15 protein-coding genes are annotated in these 13,215 nt (G+C 43.7%); 12 read left to right on the top strand and 3 right to left on the bottom strand.

Annotated elements, in window-relative coordinates; all coding sequences use genetic code 11:
* Positions 1 to 230 precede the first annotated feature (230 nt).
* A complete protein-coding gene (locus EYB58_RS19710; RefSeq protein ID WP_111959361.1) occupies positions 231 to 1,307 on the top strand; it encodes an HDOD domain-containing protein in 1,077 nt (358 codons plus the stop codon).
* A 3-nt stretch (positions 1,308 to 1,310) separates the two neighbouring features.
* On the opposite strand, the gene rnhA is transcribed toward EYB58_RS19710, so the two are convergent.
* Positions 1,311 to 2,072: a ribonuclease HI gene (rnhA, locus tag EYB58_RS19705; RefSeq protein ID WP_242637446.1), complete on the bottom strand. Its 762-nt coding sequence runs from the start codon at positions 2,070 to 2,072 to the stop codon at positions 1,311 to 1,313.
* 185 nt (positions 2,073 to 2,257) lie between these two features.
* On the opposite strand from rnhA, the gene EYB58_RS19700 reads away from it, so the two are divergent.
* The 8 genes from EYB58_RS19700 (at position 2,258) to EYB58_RS19665 (ending at position 10,178) form a co-directional block, all read left to right on the top strand.
* Positions 2,258 to 2,821 (top strand): hypothetical protein, encoded by a 564-nt coding sequence (locus tag EYB58_RS19700; protein WP_111959359.1) that lies wholly within the window; start codon positions 2,258 to 2,260, stop codon positions 2,819 to 2,821.
* 13 nt (positions 2,822 to 2,834) lie between these two features.
* Positions 2,835 to 3,464 carry an MlaC/ttg2D family ABC transporter substrate-binding protein gene (locus EYB58_RS19695; protein WP_111959358.1) on the top strand — a complete coding sequence of 210 codons (630 nt, stop codon included), beginning with the start codon at positions 2,835 to 2,837 and terminating at the stop codon, positions 3,462 to 3,464.
* 428 nt (positions 3,465 to 3,892) lie between these two features.
* Positions 3,893 to 5,281, top strand: a complete 1,389-nt coding sequence (gene pstC / locus EYB58_RS19690) for a phosphate ABC transporter permease subunit PstC (RefSeq protein ID WP_111959356.1) — start codon at positions 3,893 to 3,895, stop codon at positions 5,279 to 5,281.
* Positions 5,274 to 6,560: a phosphate ABC transporter permease PstA gene (pstA, locus tag EYB58_RS19685; protein ID WP_111959354.1), complete on the top strand. Its 1,287-nt coding sequence runs from the start codon at positions 5,274 to 5,276 to the stop codon at positions 6,558 to 6,560. The genes pstC and pstA overlap by 8 nt, the downstream gene beginning before the upstream one ends.
* Before the next feature lie 110 nt (positions 6,561 to 6,670).
* A complete protein-coding gene (locus tag EYB58_RS19680) occupies positions 6,671 to 7,735 on the top strand; it encodes a substrate-binding domain-containing protein (protein ID WP_111959352.1) in 1,065 nt (354 codons plus the stop codon).
* An 18-nt stretch (positions 7,736 to 7,753) separates the two neighbouring features.
* Positions 7,754 to 8,611: a phosphate ABC transporter ATP-binding protein PstB gene (pstB, locus tag EYB58_RS19675; RefSeq protein WP_111959351.1), complete on the top strand. Its 858-nt coding sequence runs from the start codon at positions 7,754 to 7,756 to the stop codon at positions 8,609 to 8,611.
* A 281-nt stretch (positions 8,612 to 8,892) separates the two neighbouring features.
* Positions 8,893 to 9,354, top strand: a complete 462-nt coding sequence (locus EYB58_RS19670; RefSeq protein ID WP_111959349.1) for a ferritin family protein — start codon at positions 8,893 to 8,895, stop codon at positions 9,352 to 9,354.
* Between the two features lie 32 nt (positions 9,355 to 9,386).
* Entirely contained in the window at positions 9,387 to 10,178 is a 792-nt protein-coding gene (locus EYB58_RS19665) for an exodeoxyribonuclease III (protein ID WP_111959347.1), read from the top strand.
* 63 nt (positions 10,179 to 10,241) lie between these two features.
* Here EYB58_RS19665 and EYB58_RS19660 read toward each other — a convergent pair whose 3' ends face one another.
* Together EYB58_RS19660 and EYB58_RS19655 are read right to left on the bottom strand one after the other, a co-directional pair.
* Entirely contained in the window at positions 10,242 to 10,571 is a 330-nt protein-coding gene (locus EYB58_RS19660) for a ferredoxin-thioredoxin reductase catalytic domain-containing protein (protein WP_111959345.1), read from the bottom strand.
* Positions 10,568 to 10,837: a glutaredoxin family protein gene (locus EYB58_RS19655; RefSeq protein ID WP_111959343.1), complete on the bottom strand. Its 270-nt coding sequence runs from the start codon at positions 10,835 to 10,837 to the stop codon at positions 10,568 to 10,570. The genes EYB58_RS19660 and EYB58_RS19655 overlap by 4 nt, the downstream gene beginning before the upstream one ends.
* A gap of 499 nt (positions 10,838 to 11,336) precedes the next feature.
* Between EYB58_RS19655 and EYB58_RS19650 the strand changes: the two genes are divergently transcribed.
* The 3 genes from EYB58_RS19650 (at position 11,337) to EYB58_RS24610 (ending at position 13,197) form a co-directional block, all read left to right on the top strand.
* Positions 11,337 to 11,564, top strand: a complete 228-nt coding sequence (locus EYB58_RS19650; protein WP_111959341.1) for a hypothetical protein — start codon at positions 11,337 to 11,339, stop codon at positions 11,562 to 11,564.
* A 69-nt stretch (positions 11,565 to 11,633) separates the two neighbouring features.
* On the top strand, positions 11,634 to 12,014 hold the full coding sequence (locus EYB58_RS19645) for a desulfoferrodoxin (protein ID WP_111959339.1): 381 nt from the start codon (positions 11,634 to 11,636) through the stop codon (positions 12,012 to 12,014).
* A gap of 958 nt (positions 12,015 to 12,972) precedes the next feature.
* Positions 12,973 to 13,197 (top strand): hypothetical protein, encoded by a 225-nt coding sequence (locus EYB58_RS24610; protein WP_306464114.1) that lies wholly within the window; start codon positions 12,973 to 12,975, stop codon positions 13,195 to 13,197.
* The last annotated feature ends 18 nt before the right edge of the window (positions 13,198 to 13,215 follow it).

The following is a 13,215-nucleotide window of genomic DNA, read 5'->3' as shown; positions in this document are numbered from 1 at the left end:
CATTGAAATGTTTGCACCATTCAACCATCAGATCAATATAGCAAAAGATGTTTAAATTGTCCCATTGCCTGTTTTTTAAATGCAAATCACCAAAGGAATTTTTAACGTCTTGAAATTGAAGTTGTTGTGTGTTTTGTTGTATATATACATCATGAAAGATCGAGCCAGCCCATGGTAATTGTTCGGAATCATATCTTTGAGTGATAAGACTTTAATTGACAGGAAAAAATATGACGGCTAAAGAAAAAAATCAGGGAGAGCAAACCATTGCCAACGCCATCGCATTGGACATTTTAAATTCAAAAGTCCAAATACCTCCCATGCCGGCGAATGGGCCGAAACTGATGTCCCTGATTAGAAAATCAATTAATGATATAAAAGTGGATGATTTTGTAAAGATCATTGATTCAGATCCAGGGCTTTTATCCATGATTCTTCAATTGGCAAATTCCGCATATTTCAAAGGCATTGATGAGGTTTACAGTTTACGGTCAGCCATTGCCCGTATCGGACTTCAAGAGACCATCGATTCCGCCAACCTGTATTTTTTCCGGCGTATGCTTCCAAAGCTTCCTGAAATAGAGGGATTTCAAACCCAGGAATATTGGGCCTTTTCCTGGGCTTGCGCCAATGCGGCAAGACGTCTGGGGCATCCGAATATAGGCATGAATGTCAACCCGGGTGAGCTTTATATTGCAGGGTTGCTTCATGGTATTGGAAAATTAATTCTTGCAATTCAATATCCTTTTGAATTTACAAAATGCATTCAGACAGCAGCGAAACTAAACGAACCTGTTCATATGGCGGAGCTGAATGAGTTCGGAACGACGGACACCAATATCGCATCAAAATTGTTGGGGATCTGGCATATCCCTTCCCGGGTTTGTACGGGGATTGAATTTTATCAGAATCCTGCATTGGCACCGGAAAAAGATAGGAAGATCGCGGCATTGCTTGAGTTCGCCTATGCCGTGGCCTCCATGTCCGGTATTGGAAAAAACGGCGATGGCTGTGTCACCTCCCTTGAATCCACATGGATTGCCGGGCAATCGGGATTACCGTTGTCCAAAAAGGAAATTCAGGAAGCAGTCGTCAATGAGATCCACGCTTCCCTGGAAGAAAAATCGGAAAGCGTCATCGGTATCGTTCCCCAAAAACAAGAACCGGTATCCGCGCCAGAAAATTCAGTTTTTCAACATTCGGATATTACTAATGGAAAAAATTCAATGTCCTCCAAACTGAATCCAACCCAAGGCAATTCGTCTAAGACCGGTTTTTTCAGCTGGATACGTTCGCTGTTTCATTGACATTTAATCGCTGTCTATGCGGCTTTTAAGATAACCTGTGTCGTCGGGCAGCCCGGGCATACGTGCTGTTGAATTGGCCAGATGATCGCAGGCTTCGTTCAAGGGGTTGCCGGCATGGCCTTTTACCCAGATAAACCGGACATCAAGACTTGGCAGCAAATCCAGAAGATGCTGCCACAAATCCGGATTCATGGCCGGGGAGCCGTCAGCTTTTTTCCAGCCCTTTTTTTTCCATGTTTTTGCCCAATTTTTGGTAATACCGTTGACAACGTATCGGGAATCCGAATGCAGGCAGATGGGGCGGGCCTCGCCTTCAAGGGCCTCAAGGGCCACGATAACAGCCAAAAGTTCCATACGGTTGTTGGTGGTCAGATTAAACCCACCGGAAAAGGTTTCACCTGTTTCAAAGACCACACCATAGCCACCTGGGCCGGGGTTACCGATGGCCCCGCCGTCCGTATATACCATCACGGCATTTTCCGGGTATTCATAAGTGGCGGTCTGGTGCTGCGTGGTCTTTTTCTTTTTTGGGGCACAATCAATATCTTTAGTTGAAGACGCAGAATTTATGTAGGACGGATCCTCCAGAAAAGCCAATGCCTCCTGTTTTGTTTTAAAACTCTTGAACCTGGCGCCTGCAAATCCTTTAACCTGGCGCTCGGCCTCGGACCATGATGTGAATATTCCTGTTTTTCGGCCCCTGGCCACTGCGTAGAATTTCATGGGCAGAATATAAGGGCAAAGAAAAGCAATGTAAAGAAACATCTGTGTATCAAATTTGGGCTGTTTCTTGAAATAAATATGCAGCCAGTGTAGAGTATTGAAACAATAACGGATCAATTGCAGCATGTTTCCGTCGGTTTCAGGTGCTCCATAACCTTAAAAAACAAGGGGACGGGCAGACAAAACAGGCGGTTAAACAGTTTGCGTTAAACATGTAAGGAGGTAAAATGGAACCCACTAAATTCCGTGAATCAAGACTGTCCATCAACCGTTTGTGTGAACAAATGGACCAGCTTATAGAAAAAAAGGAGGTGGATGAGTCAAGGGCTTGCTTTGACCAGGCATTCGGTCAACTGGGCGAGTTGAAGCCTAAGGCTTCAGGAGATATTCAGGAACGCTCGGTTAAGAATTTGGCAATGAAGCTCAAAGGCATGGAAGACAGGATTTCCAAGTTAAAAACCAAGGGATCAGCATCATCCGGCTCGGGCTCCCGGGTAAAAAACAATATTGAATGGGACATTGACCGGGTGGCACAATTATCAAAAACCTTTCTTGAAAAAGTACTGAAGAACATGGCAGGTGATTCCGAATCAAAAGTTCTTTTCGGCACTACGGGTAAAGGTATTCGCCCCAACTACCAAATTGAATTCAAAGACGGTCAAAGAGCCTCGTTTACGGGTTCAGGTCACAAACCAAAAGCCGGCCCCAAAGGTCAGGGTGCAAAAAATTTATCCACACCTTTTCCCTTCCAGGAAATTGACGGCATTTTAAATAAGACTGGCAATATTTGAAGGACTGAAACGGATGAACACAATCAGAACACTGGTTTTCTTTGCATTCATGCTCTCTGCAATGTCTGTTTTTTCCCAACAGGCCGTGGCTGAAGACGCCTTATCAGCCACACAAACCCTTAAGGTCAAGATTGACGCTATCCTTGATGTGCTTAAAAACCCGGAGTTTGAAGGGGATGAGAACAAAGAGGTTCGCAGGCAAAAAATTCGTGACATCGTCCTGCATGGTTTTGATTTTGGCCGTATGGCCCAGTCCAGTCTTGGGAAACACTGGAGAGGGAAAACTCCGGAAGAAAAACAGGATTTTACGCTCCGGTTCCAGCGTCTGATTGAAAATACATATATCGCCAAGCTTGAAACCTATACCAATGAAAAGGTGGTCTACTTTGATGAGCAGCGTAAAACGAAAAAAGACCGAGAATACGCAAAAATTCAGACCCAGGTTATTACCGACGATGGTACAGAAATTCCCATAGCCTACCTGATGTACAGGCAGGGTAAAGATCCCTGGTTAGTCTTTGATATTAACATCGAAGGGGTTAGTATGGTTAATAATTACCGTTCCCAGTTCGGTGAATTCCTTAGTCAAAAATCGTTTTCACAGCTTCTCAACGATATTGATGAAAAAAATAGTTCTCAATAGTGTTTAAACGCAAAGTGACCCATTCAAACGCATGCCGGTCCGGGCTCTAACGGGCCGGCATGTTTTTATAATTAAAGTCTTTTTAATCTATATGAATTTTTAAATTTTTGTTGTGGGTCTTGATCGGCCAGGTCAGCCCATAGCTGTTATATTCACATCTTTTTGTGTTCTATTGCCTTTCAATCTTTTCCGCTGGTCTGAGTTCCCACCAAAATTTAATATAATTTTCATTTTTATGGCAAATAAACGGATTACGAATAGAATCTGTGTCGGATTCAGCATGGAAAGAGGTCAAATTAAAAAACGGCGGGGCGAAACACAATTCTAACTTTTCGCTAATATAATATTAAACTGAATCTAATAAACTTGAGCAAGATTTTCGTTGAATGCATAAAAATGAAAGTATTCGAAATTTTTAAGGAACACGCATGACATCGATTCATTTGCTTTTAACCCTTTGGATGCTGACCGTTGCAGGCTATTTTATAGGCCGCAGCAAGGCCTTTTCTGTTTGCGCAGCCCAGGGCGGTCCAAGTGCGCTTCATTCCAGACCCTTCTATTACGGGATTCTAACCTCCATTTGGTGTGCGGTGCCGGCCTTGATTGTTTTTTCGTTCTGGCATTTTTTTCAATCCACCATCATCATGGATATGGTGATGGCCGATCTTCCTGACCAGATCCGATCCCTGCCTGACGCCCGTCTTAATCTTGTTGTCAATGATATTAAAAATATTGTGTCCGGTAATACTGTGAGCGTTCAAATCAGTCCTGCCATCCAGGCTGCAGCCGATCATTACAAAAGCCTTGAGATGACTGCCCATACGGCGTTAGGCGTTATTATAACGGCAATAACTATGGTTGCCATTGCCGGCATATGTTTAAAAATAACACCCACGCTTCGGGCCAGGAATCATGTTGAAAAAATTGTTGAGGTTCTACTTATTGCCTGCGCCGTCTTAGCTGTTTTTACCACCATCGGTATTGTCCTTTCCGTACTTTATGAGTCAATTCGATTCTTCAAAATTGTGCCGGTACATAAATTTTTGTTCGGATTTGAATGGAGCCCCCAGATGGCTATTCATGCAGAGCAGATAGGTTCTTCCGGTGCATTCGGGGTGGTTCCAATTATTTTTGGTACCATGCTCATTGCGGGCATTGCCATGTGTGTGGCTGTGCCGTTAGGGATTATGTCTGCCATTTATCTATCTGAATATGCCAATGGAAAGTTTCGACGTATTGTCAAGCCGCTTTTAGGTATTCTGGGCAGCATACCTACGGTTGTTTACGGTTTTTTTGCCGCCCTTGTTGTGGCCCCGGCCATCAAGGAGGCAGGTGATATCCTGGGGTTTTCCGTATCTTCGGCGAGTGCTTTGGCAGCCGGGGTCGTTACGGGAATTATGCTCATTCCTTTTGTTGGCTCTTTATCTGATGATGCCATCAATGCGGTTCCTCAGTCCTTGCGGGACGGCGCCCTAAGCCTTGGTTCCACACGGAGTGAAACCATTATACATGTTGTGCTGCCCGCAGCCCTGCCCGGCATTGTGGGTGGGGTGCTGCTGGCCGTGTCCCGAGCCATTGGGGAGACCATGATTGTTGTGATGGCAGCCGGCCTGTCTGCACACCTGACCGCAAATCCTTTCGAGGCAGTTACAACGGTTACGGTGCAGATTGTCTCCCTGCTGGTGGGGGAACAGGAATTTGACAGTGCCAAGACCCTGGCTGCCTTTGCCCTGGGGCTTGTATTGTTTGTTGCTACCTTGATTTTAAACGTGGTGGCCCTTACGGTGGTCAGAAAGTACAGGGCACATTATGCATAATTTAAATGATGAACAGAGCAGGGTTGGGACCATAGATATGGTCAAAAAGGGGCTGAACAGACGTCACCGTAAAGAACGCAGGTTTCGTTTTTTCGGGTGTGCAGCCATTCTTATCAGTTTAAGCTTTCTGTCCCTGCTGTTGATCTCTATTATTTTCAACGGGTATACGGCTTTTCAGCAGACCGTGGTCCGGCTGGATGTCTTGCTGGATACCGACGTTATAGACAAGGATGACCTTGCAGATGCAAATTATTCCAAATTGATTCATAACGCTTTGTTGTCCATTTCTCCCGATGTGACAAAACATACTGATAAACGTAAATTGTACGGGCTTGTCAGTATCAGCGCCGCTTACATACTCCAGGATTTTGTGGCCAGAAACCGGGATAAAATTGGAACCACCATTCAGATATGGGTACCGGCCGATGCTGATGTGGACATGCTGATGAAAGGGCATATTGATTTAGATAAGCCGGAATCCCAAAGACGGATCGATGAACGGGAGCTTGCCTGGGTGGATCAACTGGTTAAGCGGGGACAGATCAAAAAGGTATTTAATAAAACTTTTTTCACCGCAGGAGATTCCAGGGAGCCTGAACTTGCCGGGATCCGTGGAGCGGTCTGTGGTTCCTTTTACGCCATTGTTATTACGCTGTCCCTCTCTTTTCCCATTGGGGTGGCGGCGGCTGTGTATCTGGAAGAATTTGCAACTAAAAACAGATGGACACAAATTATTGAGGTGAACATCAATAATCTGGCAGCCGTGCCTTCCATCGTATTCGGGTTGCTGGGGCTGGCCGTATTTTTAAATTTTTGGGGCCTTCCTAGATCCGCCCCGGTTGTCAGCGGGCTGGTTTTAGCCTTGATTACGCTGCCAAGCATTATTATCGGCGGCCGTTCCTCACTAAGGGAGGTGCCGCCTTCCATTCGTGAAGCAAGTTTTGGTATTGGTGCCTCCAAAATCCAGATGGTAGCACATCATGTTTTGCCCCAGGCCCTGCCGGGCATGCTCAGCAGCACCATTATCGCCATGGCCCGGGCTCTTGGGGAAACTGCGCCGCTTTTGATGATTGGTATGGTGGCCTTTATTGCAAATATCCCTGCCGGGTTCACAGATCCTTCCACGGTGCTGCCCGTACAGATTTTCCTGTGGGCAGGCAGTCCGGAAAAAGCCTTTTTAGAAAAAGCGTCGGCTGCCATCATGGTGCTTCTAATTTTTTTGATGGTCATGAACGGCATGGCTGTTATGTTGAGAAAAATATTTAAAAAAAGACAGTAACTTGTCAGGTTCATAGATTTTTCAACGTTCGTTTTGGGTTGAGCCTGAGTATTAATAGATCAGGCCGGCCTATGGCCGTTATTGTAGAAAGCATGTTTCAGGAGTTACCCATGAAAAAATTTATTGTCACTTCGATTGCCCTGGTTCATCTGTTTATTTTGGGGATAGTCCAGGCCGGTGCCGATGCCGCAAGGGACTATATTTCCATTGTCGGATCCTCAACTGTCTATCCTTTTGCCACTGTTGTTGCAGAAACTTTTGGAAAAAAAACCCGCTATAAAATTCCAAAAATTGAATCCACAGGATCCGGCGGCGGACATAAACTTTTTGGCGCCGGTGTTGGTGTAAAGTACCCGGATATCACCAACTCTTCGTCCCGGATCACAAAAAGCCGGCTGAAAAAAGATTTTAAAAATGGTGTAAAAGACGTCGTTGAGGTGAAAATCGGCTATGACGGCATTGTTGTGGCAAATTCCAGGCAGGCCCAGGTGTTCAGGTTGACTATAAAAGATCTGTTTCTCAGCCTTGCAAAACAGGTTCCTGTGGCGGGGGATACGGGTGCTTTGCAACCAAACCCTTATAAGACCTGGAGGCAAATAAATCCATCACTTCCTGATAGTAAAATTGAGGTGCTTGGGCCGCCGCCTACATCCGGAACCCGTGATGCGTTTATGGAACTGGCCATGGAAGGTGGTGCAAATGCATTTACATGGATAGCGAAATTGAAAAAAACCGATAAAAAAAGATACAAGGTAATCTGTAATACTCTTCGAGAAGACGGAGCCTATATTGGAGCCGGGGAAAATGATAACTTGATTGTGGAAAAATTGATCAAAGCCCCTGAGGCCTTAGGCGTTTTGGGTTTCTCGTTTCTGGACCAGAACACTGATAAGATACAGGGTTCTTTTATTAACGGTGTGCAGCCGACATTTGAGTCCATTTCCAACGGGTCCTATCCTTTATTCCGCTCTTTATATATTTATGTTAAAAAGGCCCATGTCGACAACATCCCCGGTATGAGGGAGTATCTGGCTGAGTTCACCAGTGAAAATACCTGGGGTGATGAGGGTTACCTGGCGACTAAAGGGTTGATTCCCATGCCTGGGGAGGAACGGCGACATTATAGAAAAGTTGTTGAAGAATTGACCCCCTTAACGTTGGATGATCTTAATTAAGGTTAAATAAAAACAAAAATGAATCAAGAACAAACAACTGGTCGTTCGTTCCGAAGGCCTGGACGTCATCCGCTGGTTGATCGGACAGAGCGGACAACCGTGGGGCAGACTACGGTTGAAAATCCCAAGATGAGCTGTCGAGATGTGGCGGTTTATTACGACTCCAAAAAAGCCATCAGCAATATTACCCTGGATATTGGTTACAACGAAGTGATTGCCATGATTGGGCCTTCCGGATGCGGTAAATCCACCTTTATACGCTGTTTGAATCGGATGAACGATACCATAGAAGGGTGTCTTGTGACCGGACAGATTTTCATGGACGGAAAAAATATATATGACAACGACGTGGATGTGGTGCCGCTAAGGGCCCAGGTGGGCATGGTTTTTCAAAAACCCAATCCCTTCCCCAAATCCATTTATAACAACATTGCCTATGGCGCAAGAATCCATGGTTTTGTCCAGAACCGGGACGAGACCGATGAACTGGTTGAGGGTGCTTTGAAAAACGCAGGTCTTTGGAGTGAAGTCAAGGATCGGCTGGAAATGCCGGGCACCAGCCTGTCCGGCGGACAGCAGCAGCGTCTGTGTATTGCAAGGGCCATTGCTGTGAACCCGGAGGTGATTCTCATGGATGAACCCTGTTCCTCCCTGGACCCCATTGCCACGGCCATTATCGAAGAACTTATTGATGAACTTAAACAGAACTATACTATTGCCATTGTAACCCACTCCATGCAGCAGGCATCCCGAATTTCCCAGCGTACTGCCTATTTTCACCAGGGAGATCTCATTGAAGTGGGGTCCACGGACCAGATATTCTTAAATCCGCTGCACCAGCTCACAGAAGATTATATCACCGGGCGATTCGAATAGCGATTTTAGATAAATGAAGTGGCAATTCAAGATTCTTAACTTAGTGACACAACTTTGCCCGAGACAAAATTGTGTGAAACATGTTTTTACCATAATTCAATATACTGCTTATCCGGCACTCTATGCTATCATTGTCAAATGTGATACAGTGCACGATATTATTTAATCTTCTCAAATTGTATGGTATAAAATTTGCTGACAATTTGGGTAAGTATTCGACGTGAAAATGGTTTATAGGATATTGAATTAAAGCATAACACCAGCAAAGGAGGTAATATCAAATGAAGTTTAAATCCGTGGATGAAATACTGGAATTTGCCATTGACAGAGAAAATGCAGCTGTAGCTCTTTATACATCTTGTGCCCAGGAGGCGACTTCCAAAGAACTGAAACAGACCTTTCTTGCTTTTGCCAAAGAGGAAGAAAAACATGCGGCGATGCTTTCCGATATTTCGGGAAACAAGGCCAAGATTGACAGCTATGAATTCAAGAAAATTCCTGACCTTAAAATAAGCGACTACATGGTGGATTCCGTCTATGAAAAAGGTATGCCCATGCCCGACGTTTTGAAATTGGCCATGAAAAATGAGGAAAAAGCCGTTAAGCTGTATCAGCTTCTGGCGGACCAGACCGATAATTCCGATGCAAAAAAACTGTTTCTGCTCCTTGCGCAGGAAGAGTCCAAGCATAAACTTGGCCTGGAAAGCATGTATGATGATTATCTGGCTGATATGGACGGATAATTTTAGATCCTGATCCATAATTAAAGAGCACTATGAGTGAAAAAAAACAAGTGAGACTGATTTCATGGAATGTAAACGGGCTTCGTGCGGTTTTGAAAAAGGATTTTTTTGATTCGGTAACCGGCATGGACCCGGATATTCTCATGCTTCAAGAGACAAAGCTTCAGGAGAATCAGCGCAGTGACCAAATGATTCGGTTTGGTGATTATGAAAGTTTCTGGAATTATTCGACCGTTAAAAAGGGTTACTCCGGCGTGGTCTCATACACGCGGATTACGCCGGATGCTGTGACCACAGAGTTTGGAAAGCCCGAGTATGACGGTGAAGGCCGGATAATAAGAATGGATTTTGAAACATTTGTTTTGTTTAACATCTATTTTCCCAATGGTCAGATGAACGATGAAAGACTTTCCTATAAATTAGCGTTTTATGATTGGTTTCTTGATTATACTCAGAAATTAAGAGATGAGGGAAAATCAATCATCGTCACCGGTGATTTTAACACGGCCCACAATGAAATCGATTTGAAAAATCCGGCGCCTAATGCCAAACGATCGGGTTTCTTAAGGATTGAGCGGGATGTGCTGGATAAAATGGTGGATATGGGATATGTGGACACCTTTCGCCATTTCTACCCCGAAGAGGTGAAATATTCGTGGTGGTCTTACCGTTTTAATGCAAGAAAAAATAATGCAGGATGGCGCATTGACTACTTTTTCGTCACCCGTGATCTCATTGAAAACGGTATTATAAAAGCCGCATTTATTGATAACGATATCTTTGGTTCTGATCACTGCCCGGTCGGATTAGTGGTTGCAGTGTAGGTGTGTCCTTTCACTTAAACGCTCCGTCCGGTGCAATTAATTTGTACCGGACGGAGCGTTCCTTTATACTATTTTTTCTGCAGGTCTTCTTTCAGGGACATACTCAGGTACCATCTCAAGTTTTTTTACCTTTTCCGATACATAAAGCCCGCAATAACAGGTCCCAAATTCCTCCATATCCGGTTCTCGGTACACGCAGGGACAGATAATGTCCTTGTCGTGCTCCCGGTCTCCGCTGGCCAGGCGGCAGGGACAGGCCATGTAGCCGTATCTTTCTTTGTTGAGCTGCAGGCTTTCCAGCAATTCAAATACCAGGTCCTTATCCTTGTTAAAATAAGCTCCTTTTTTTTCCTGTGATTTTTTCAATGTGTCATAAAGCTGTTCTAAGTTCATTTGTCTATTCCCAATGCTTTTTTAATATCATTTTGCTTATTTCCAACAATTACGGTCTCTTTATTGATTTCAATCGTGGGGAAAGAGCACCTTGGGTTCAATATTTTGATCGCCTTGATAATTGCCTCGCGTTCATCTCCCTTAAAATCGTCAACCTGTATGTAATCATATTTAATATTATATTTATCTAACAGTTTTTTGGTAGCCCTGCAATGGCTACAGGTGCTTAATGCGTATAGCTTGGGGATACAATCACAATTGTCCATTTAAATTTTCTCCTTAAATATTTAAATTTTCTAACCATCAAAAATAAAGCATATATTATGCCTGCTCAAAGTTTAATGTCAACGTGCAATATTGGGATTGCTGCTGTGTATATATTTATATTTGTTCTTGATAGAGATGGATTTAAGGATATAAAAAGTAATTTTTTTTTCTTGCTTTTTATTTTTTTGTTTTGGTATATTCATAAAAATTCTTTCGATAATTATCAAATATTAAAAACTACTAAAAAATATTTTATAAACCAGTTGTCTTATGTATCGTCAATGATACGTTTTTATGAGACATATGTGTGTTAACGCTTTCCTTTTAAGGCGAGCATGGTAACTGATTCTCCCGGATAAATATAATTACCGTTAATATACTGGTGCTAAATCGTAAATAAATAAATGATGGTATTGTTTTTGCTACATTTCTGCATTAGATTAATTATTGGGTTTGGGTGTTTTTGATCAGTCCCGGTTAAAATGAGGAGGCAAGAAGATGACTAAAGTAATTGCATATCAAAAAGCTGAAAGCCGGTCAAAAAAAAAACGGGCTCCTTTTTACGGTGCGATTAAGTCTGAAAATGAATTTTATTTTCAAATTGCCTCCTTATTCCGGGAGGCGACCAAAGGCCGAAGACAATTATCAGGGCAAATGCTTGAGCAGATGCTCAAGGCAAAAGAAGCGGACCGCTCTGGAAAAAAGTCTGTCAACAACCTATATTGATGGCAGGGTCAAAAACTGACTCTCACAGACAGCATTTAATAAACTTTTAAAACAAAAGGAGTGTTATCAATGGCTGAAAAAATGGGAATTTATAAGTGTCAAAAATGCGGCAACATTATTCAGGTTCTTCATGGAGAACAACCGCCGGCAACCTGCTGCGGAAAGCCCATGGATCGCCTGGTGGCTAATACGATTGATGCCGCTAAAGAAAAGCATGTCCCCGTAGTAGAAAAAATAGAAGGTGGATACAAAGTGTCTGTGGGCAGCGTTGCTCATCCCATGACAAAAGAGCATTGGATAGAATGGATTGAACTTGTATCCTGTAACGGTGCATATGTTCAGCGTATGATGATGGCCCCAGATGCGGCACCCGAAGCGGTTTTTAAATGTGACGAGGACAAGGTTGAGGCCATGGCCTACTGCAATCTCCACGGACTGTGGAAATCTTAAAATTATGTAGAATTAAACATTATTTGGGGTAGAAACCGGCAATTATAAGTATAGAATATGCTGGTTTTTCCAAATATGAAAGGCCCGCTGTCTTTGTTTCGGAGACGGCGGGCCTTTTTTTTAGTCCGGTATATAAACCCTGGCCCTCAGGGCCAGGTCAGAGAAAAATGGCTTTGCCTTTCAAACGTTGGCGAAGTGTTCCCCCAAAGAGTGGCTCTGCCATAATTCAAAAGGCCGCAGGCCTTTTGTAATGAATGTTACCGCACAAATGGGTTTGCATTTAGAGGCCTTTAAAGCTTGGACCACATTCATATATGTCTCTGCGTATCGGTTTTTAACAGCGCCAGTAAACCATGCCCTCTGGGCTTAACCCAAAGCCTGGCCCTCTGGGTCAGGATTCTTTACTTCCTTACGATAAGGCCCGCAGATTAAATAACTTGAACAAAATAGCTTGCCTTTTGGCCCATCTACTTCGTTGCATCAAAGGCCCAATAGGCCTGCTATTCAACCTTTAATGCGCCTTGTAGATGAACCAAAATTCAAGAACTTAAATGTTATGACTAAAAAAATGTTTATTCGAAAAACCACAATCCATGCCCCGGTTTCCACTGTTTTTGCCTGGCATGCAAAAAAGGGTGCCATCAACCGCCTTACGCCGCCATGGCCACCTTTGTCCTTGGTGGCAAGGAAGGAGGGGCATTGATAAAGGCGTCGAAGTCACGTTTTAAAAAAAAATTGTGAGATTCCCATGAAATGGAAGGCCCGGCATATTGCTTACAAAAAAAACGCAATGTTCCGAGACTGCCAGGTTAAAGGCCTTTTTGCCGACTGGGATCACAGCTATCTGTTTCATGAAAAATAAATCGATTTAACTGTGATGGAGGATCAGGTCAGATTCCGGCTCCCCTTTGGTATTTTTAGCCTTCCCTTCTATGAATATGCACGAAGGCAGCGGATTTTGATTTCAGGCGGATCCGGCGCCATTGGAAAGGTTTTGGTCGCTTTTTTAAAAATCTGTGGTCATGAGGTGATCCGTCTGGTGCGAGATCCCATGGTATGTGATTTCAATGATTGCTCACAAGATGTGCACTTCTGGGACCCGTACCAAAATATTATAGATATTGAAGATCCCCAAAGCAAATCTATCATGGAGCTATGCTTTTGGACGATCACCCCAGGGTGATTGTTTTTTTTATTTTCA

This window comes from Desulfobacter hydrogenophilus (genome assembly GCF_004319545.1).
Taxonomy (GTDB): Bacteria; Desulfobacterota; Desulfobacteria; order Desulfobacterales; family Desulfobacteraceae; genus Desulfobacter; species Desulfobacter hydrogenophilus.
Note: the sequence above shows the minus strand (reverse complement) of the source record. Positions and strands in the feature narration are given on the sequence as shown.

Coding starts and splice junctions, on each gene's coding strand:
- EYB58_RS19695 (WP_111959358.1), top strand. CDS start 2,835: ATGAACACAATCAGAACACTGGTTTTCTTTGCATTCATGCTCTCTGCA.
- EYB58_RS19710 (WP_111959361.1), top strand. CDS start 231: ATGACGGCTAAAGAAAAAAATCAGGGAGAGCAAACCATTGCCAACGCC.
- EYB58_RS19645 (WP_111959339.1), top strand. CDS start 11,634: ATGGCTGAAAAAATGGGAATTTATAAGTGTCAAAAATGCGGCAACATT.
- rnhA (WP_242637446.1), bottom strand. CDS start 2,072: ATGTTTCTTTACATTGCTTTTCTTTGCCCTTATATTCTGCCCATGAAA.
- EYB58_RS19650 (WP_111959341.1), top strand. CDS start 11,337: ATGACTAAAGTAATTGCATATCAAAAAGCTGAAAGCCGGTCAAAAAAA.
- EYB58_RS19660 (WP_111959345.1), bottom strand. CDS start 10,571: ATGAACTTAGAACAGCTTTATGACACATTGAAAAAATCACAGGAAAAA.
- EYB58_RS19700 (WP_111959359.1), top strand. CDS start 2,258: ATGGAACCCACTAAATTCCGTGAATCAAGACTGTCCATCAACCGTTTG.
- EYB58_RS19670 (WP_111959349.1), top strand. CDS start 8,893: ATGAAGTTTAAATCCGTGGATGAAATACTGGAATTTGCCATTGACAGA.
- pstC (WP_111959356.1), top strand. CDS start 3,893: ATGACATCGATTCATTTGCTTTTAACCCTTTGGATGCTGACCGTTGCA.
- EYB58_RS19665 (WP_111959347.1), top strand. CDS start 9,387: ATGAGTGAAAAAAAACAAGTGAGACTGATTTCATGGAATGTAAACGGG.
- EYB58_RS19655 (WP_111959343.1), bottom strand. CDS start 10,837: ATGGACAATTGTGATTGTATCCCCAAGCTATACGCATTAAGCACCTGT.
- pstB (WP_111959351.1), top strand. CDS start 7,754: ATGAATCAAGAACAAACAACTGGTCGTTCGTTCCGAAGGCCTGGACGT.
- pstA (WP_111959354.1), top strand. CDS start 5,274: ATGCATAATTTAAATGATGAACAGAGCAGGGTTGGGACCATAGATATG.
- EYB58_RS19680 (WP_111959352.1), top strand. CDS start 6,671: ATGAAAAAATTTATTGTCACTTCGATTGCCCTGGTTCATCTGTTTATT.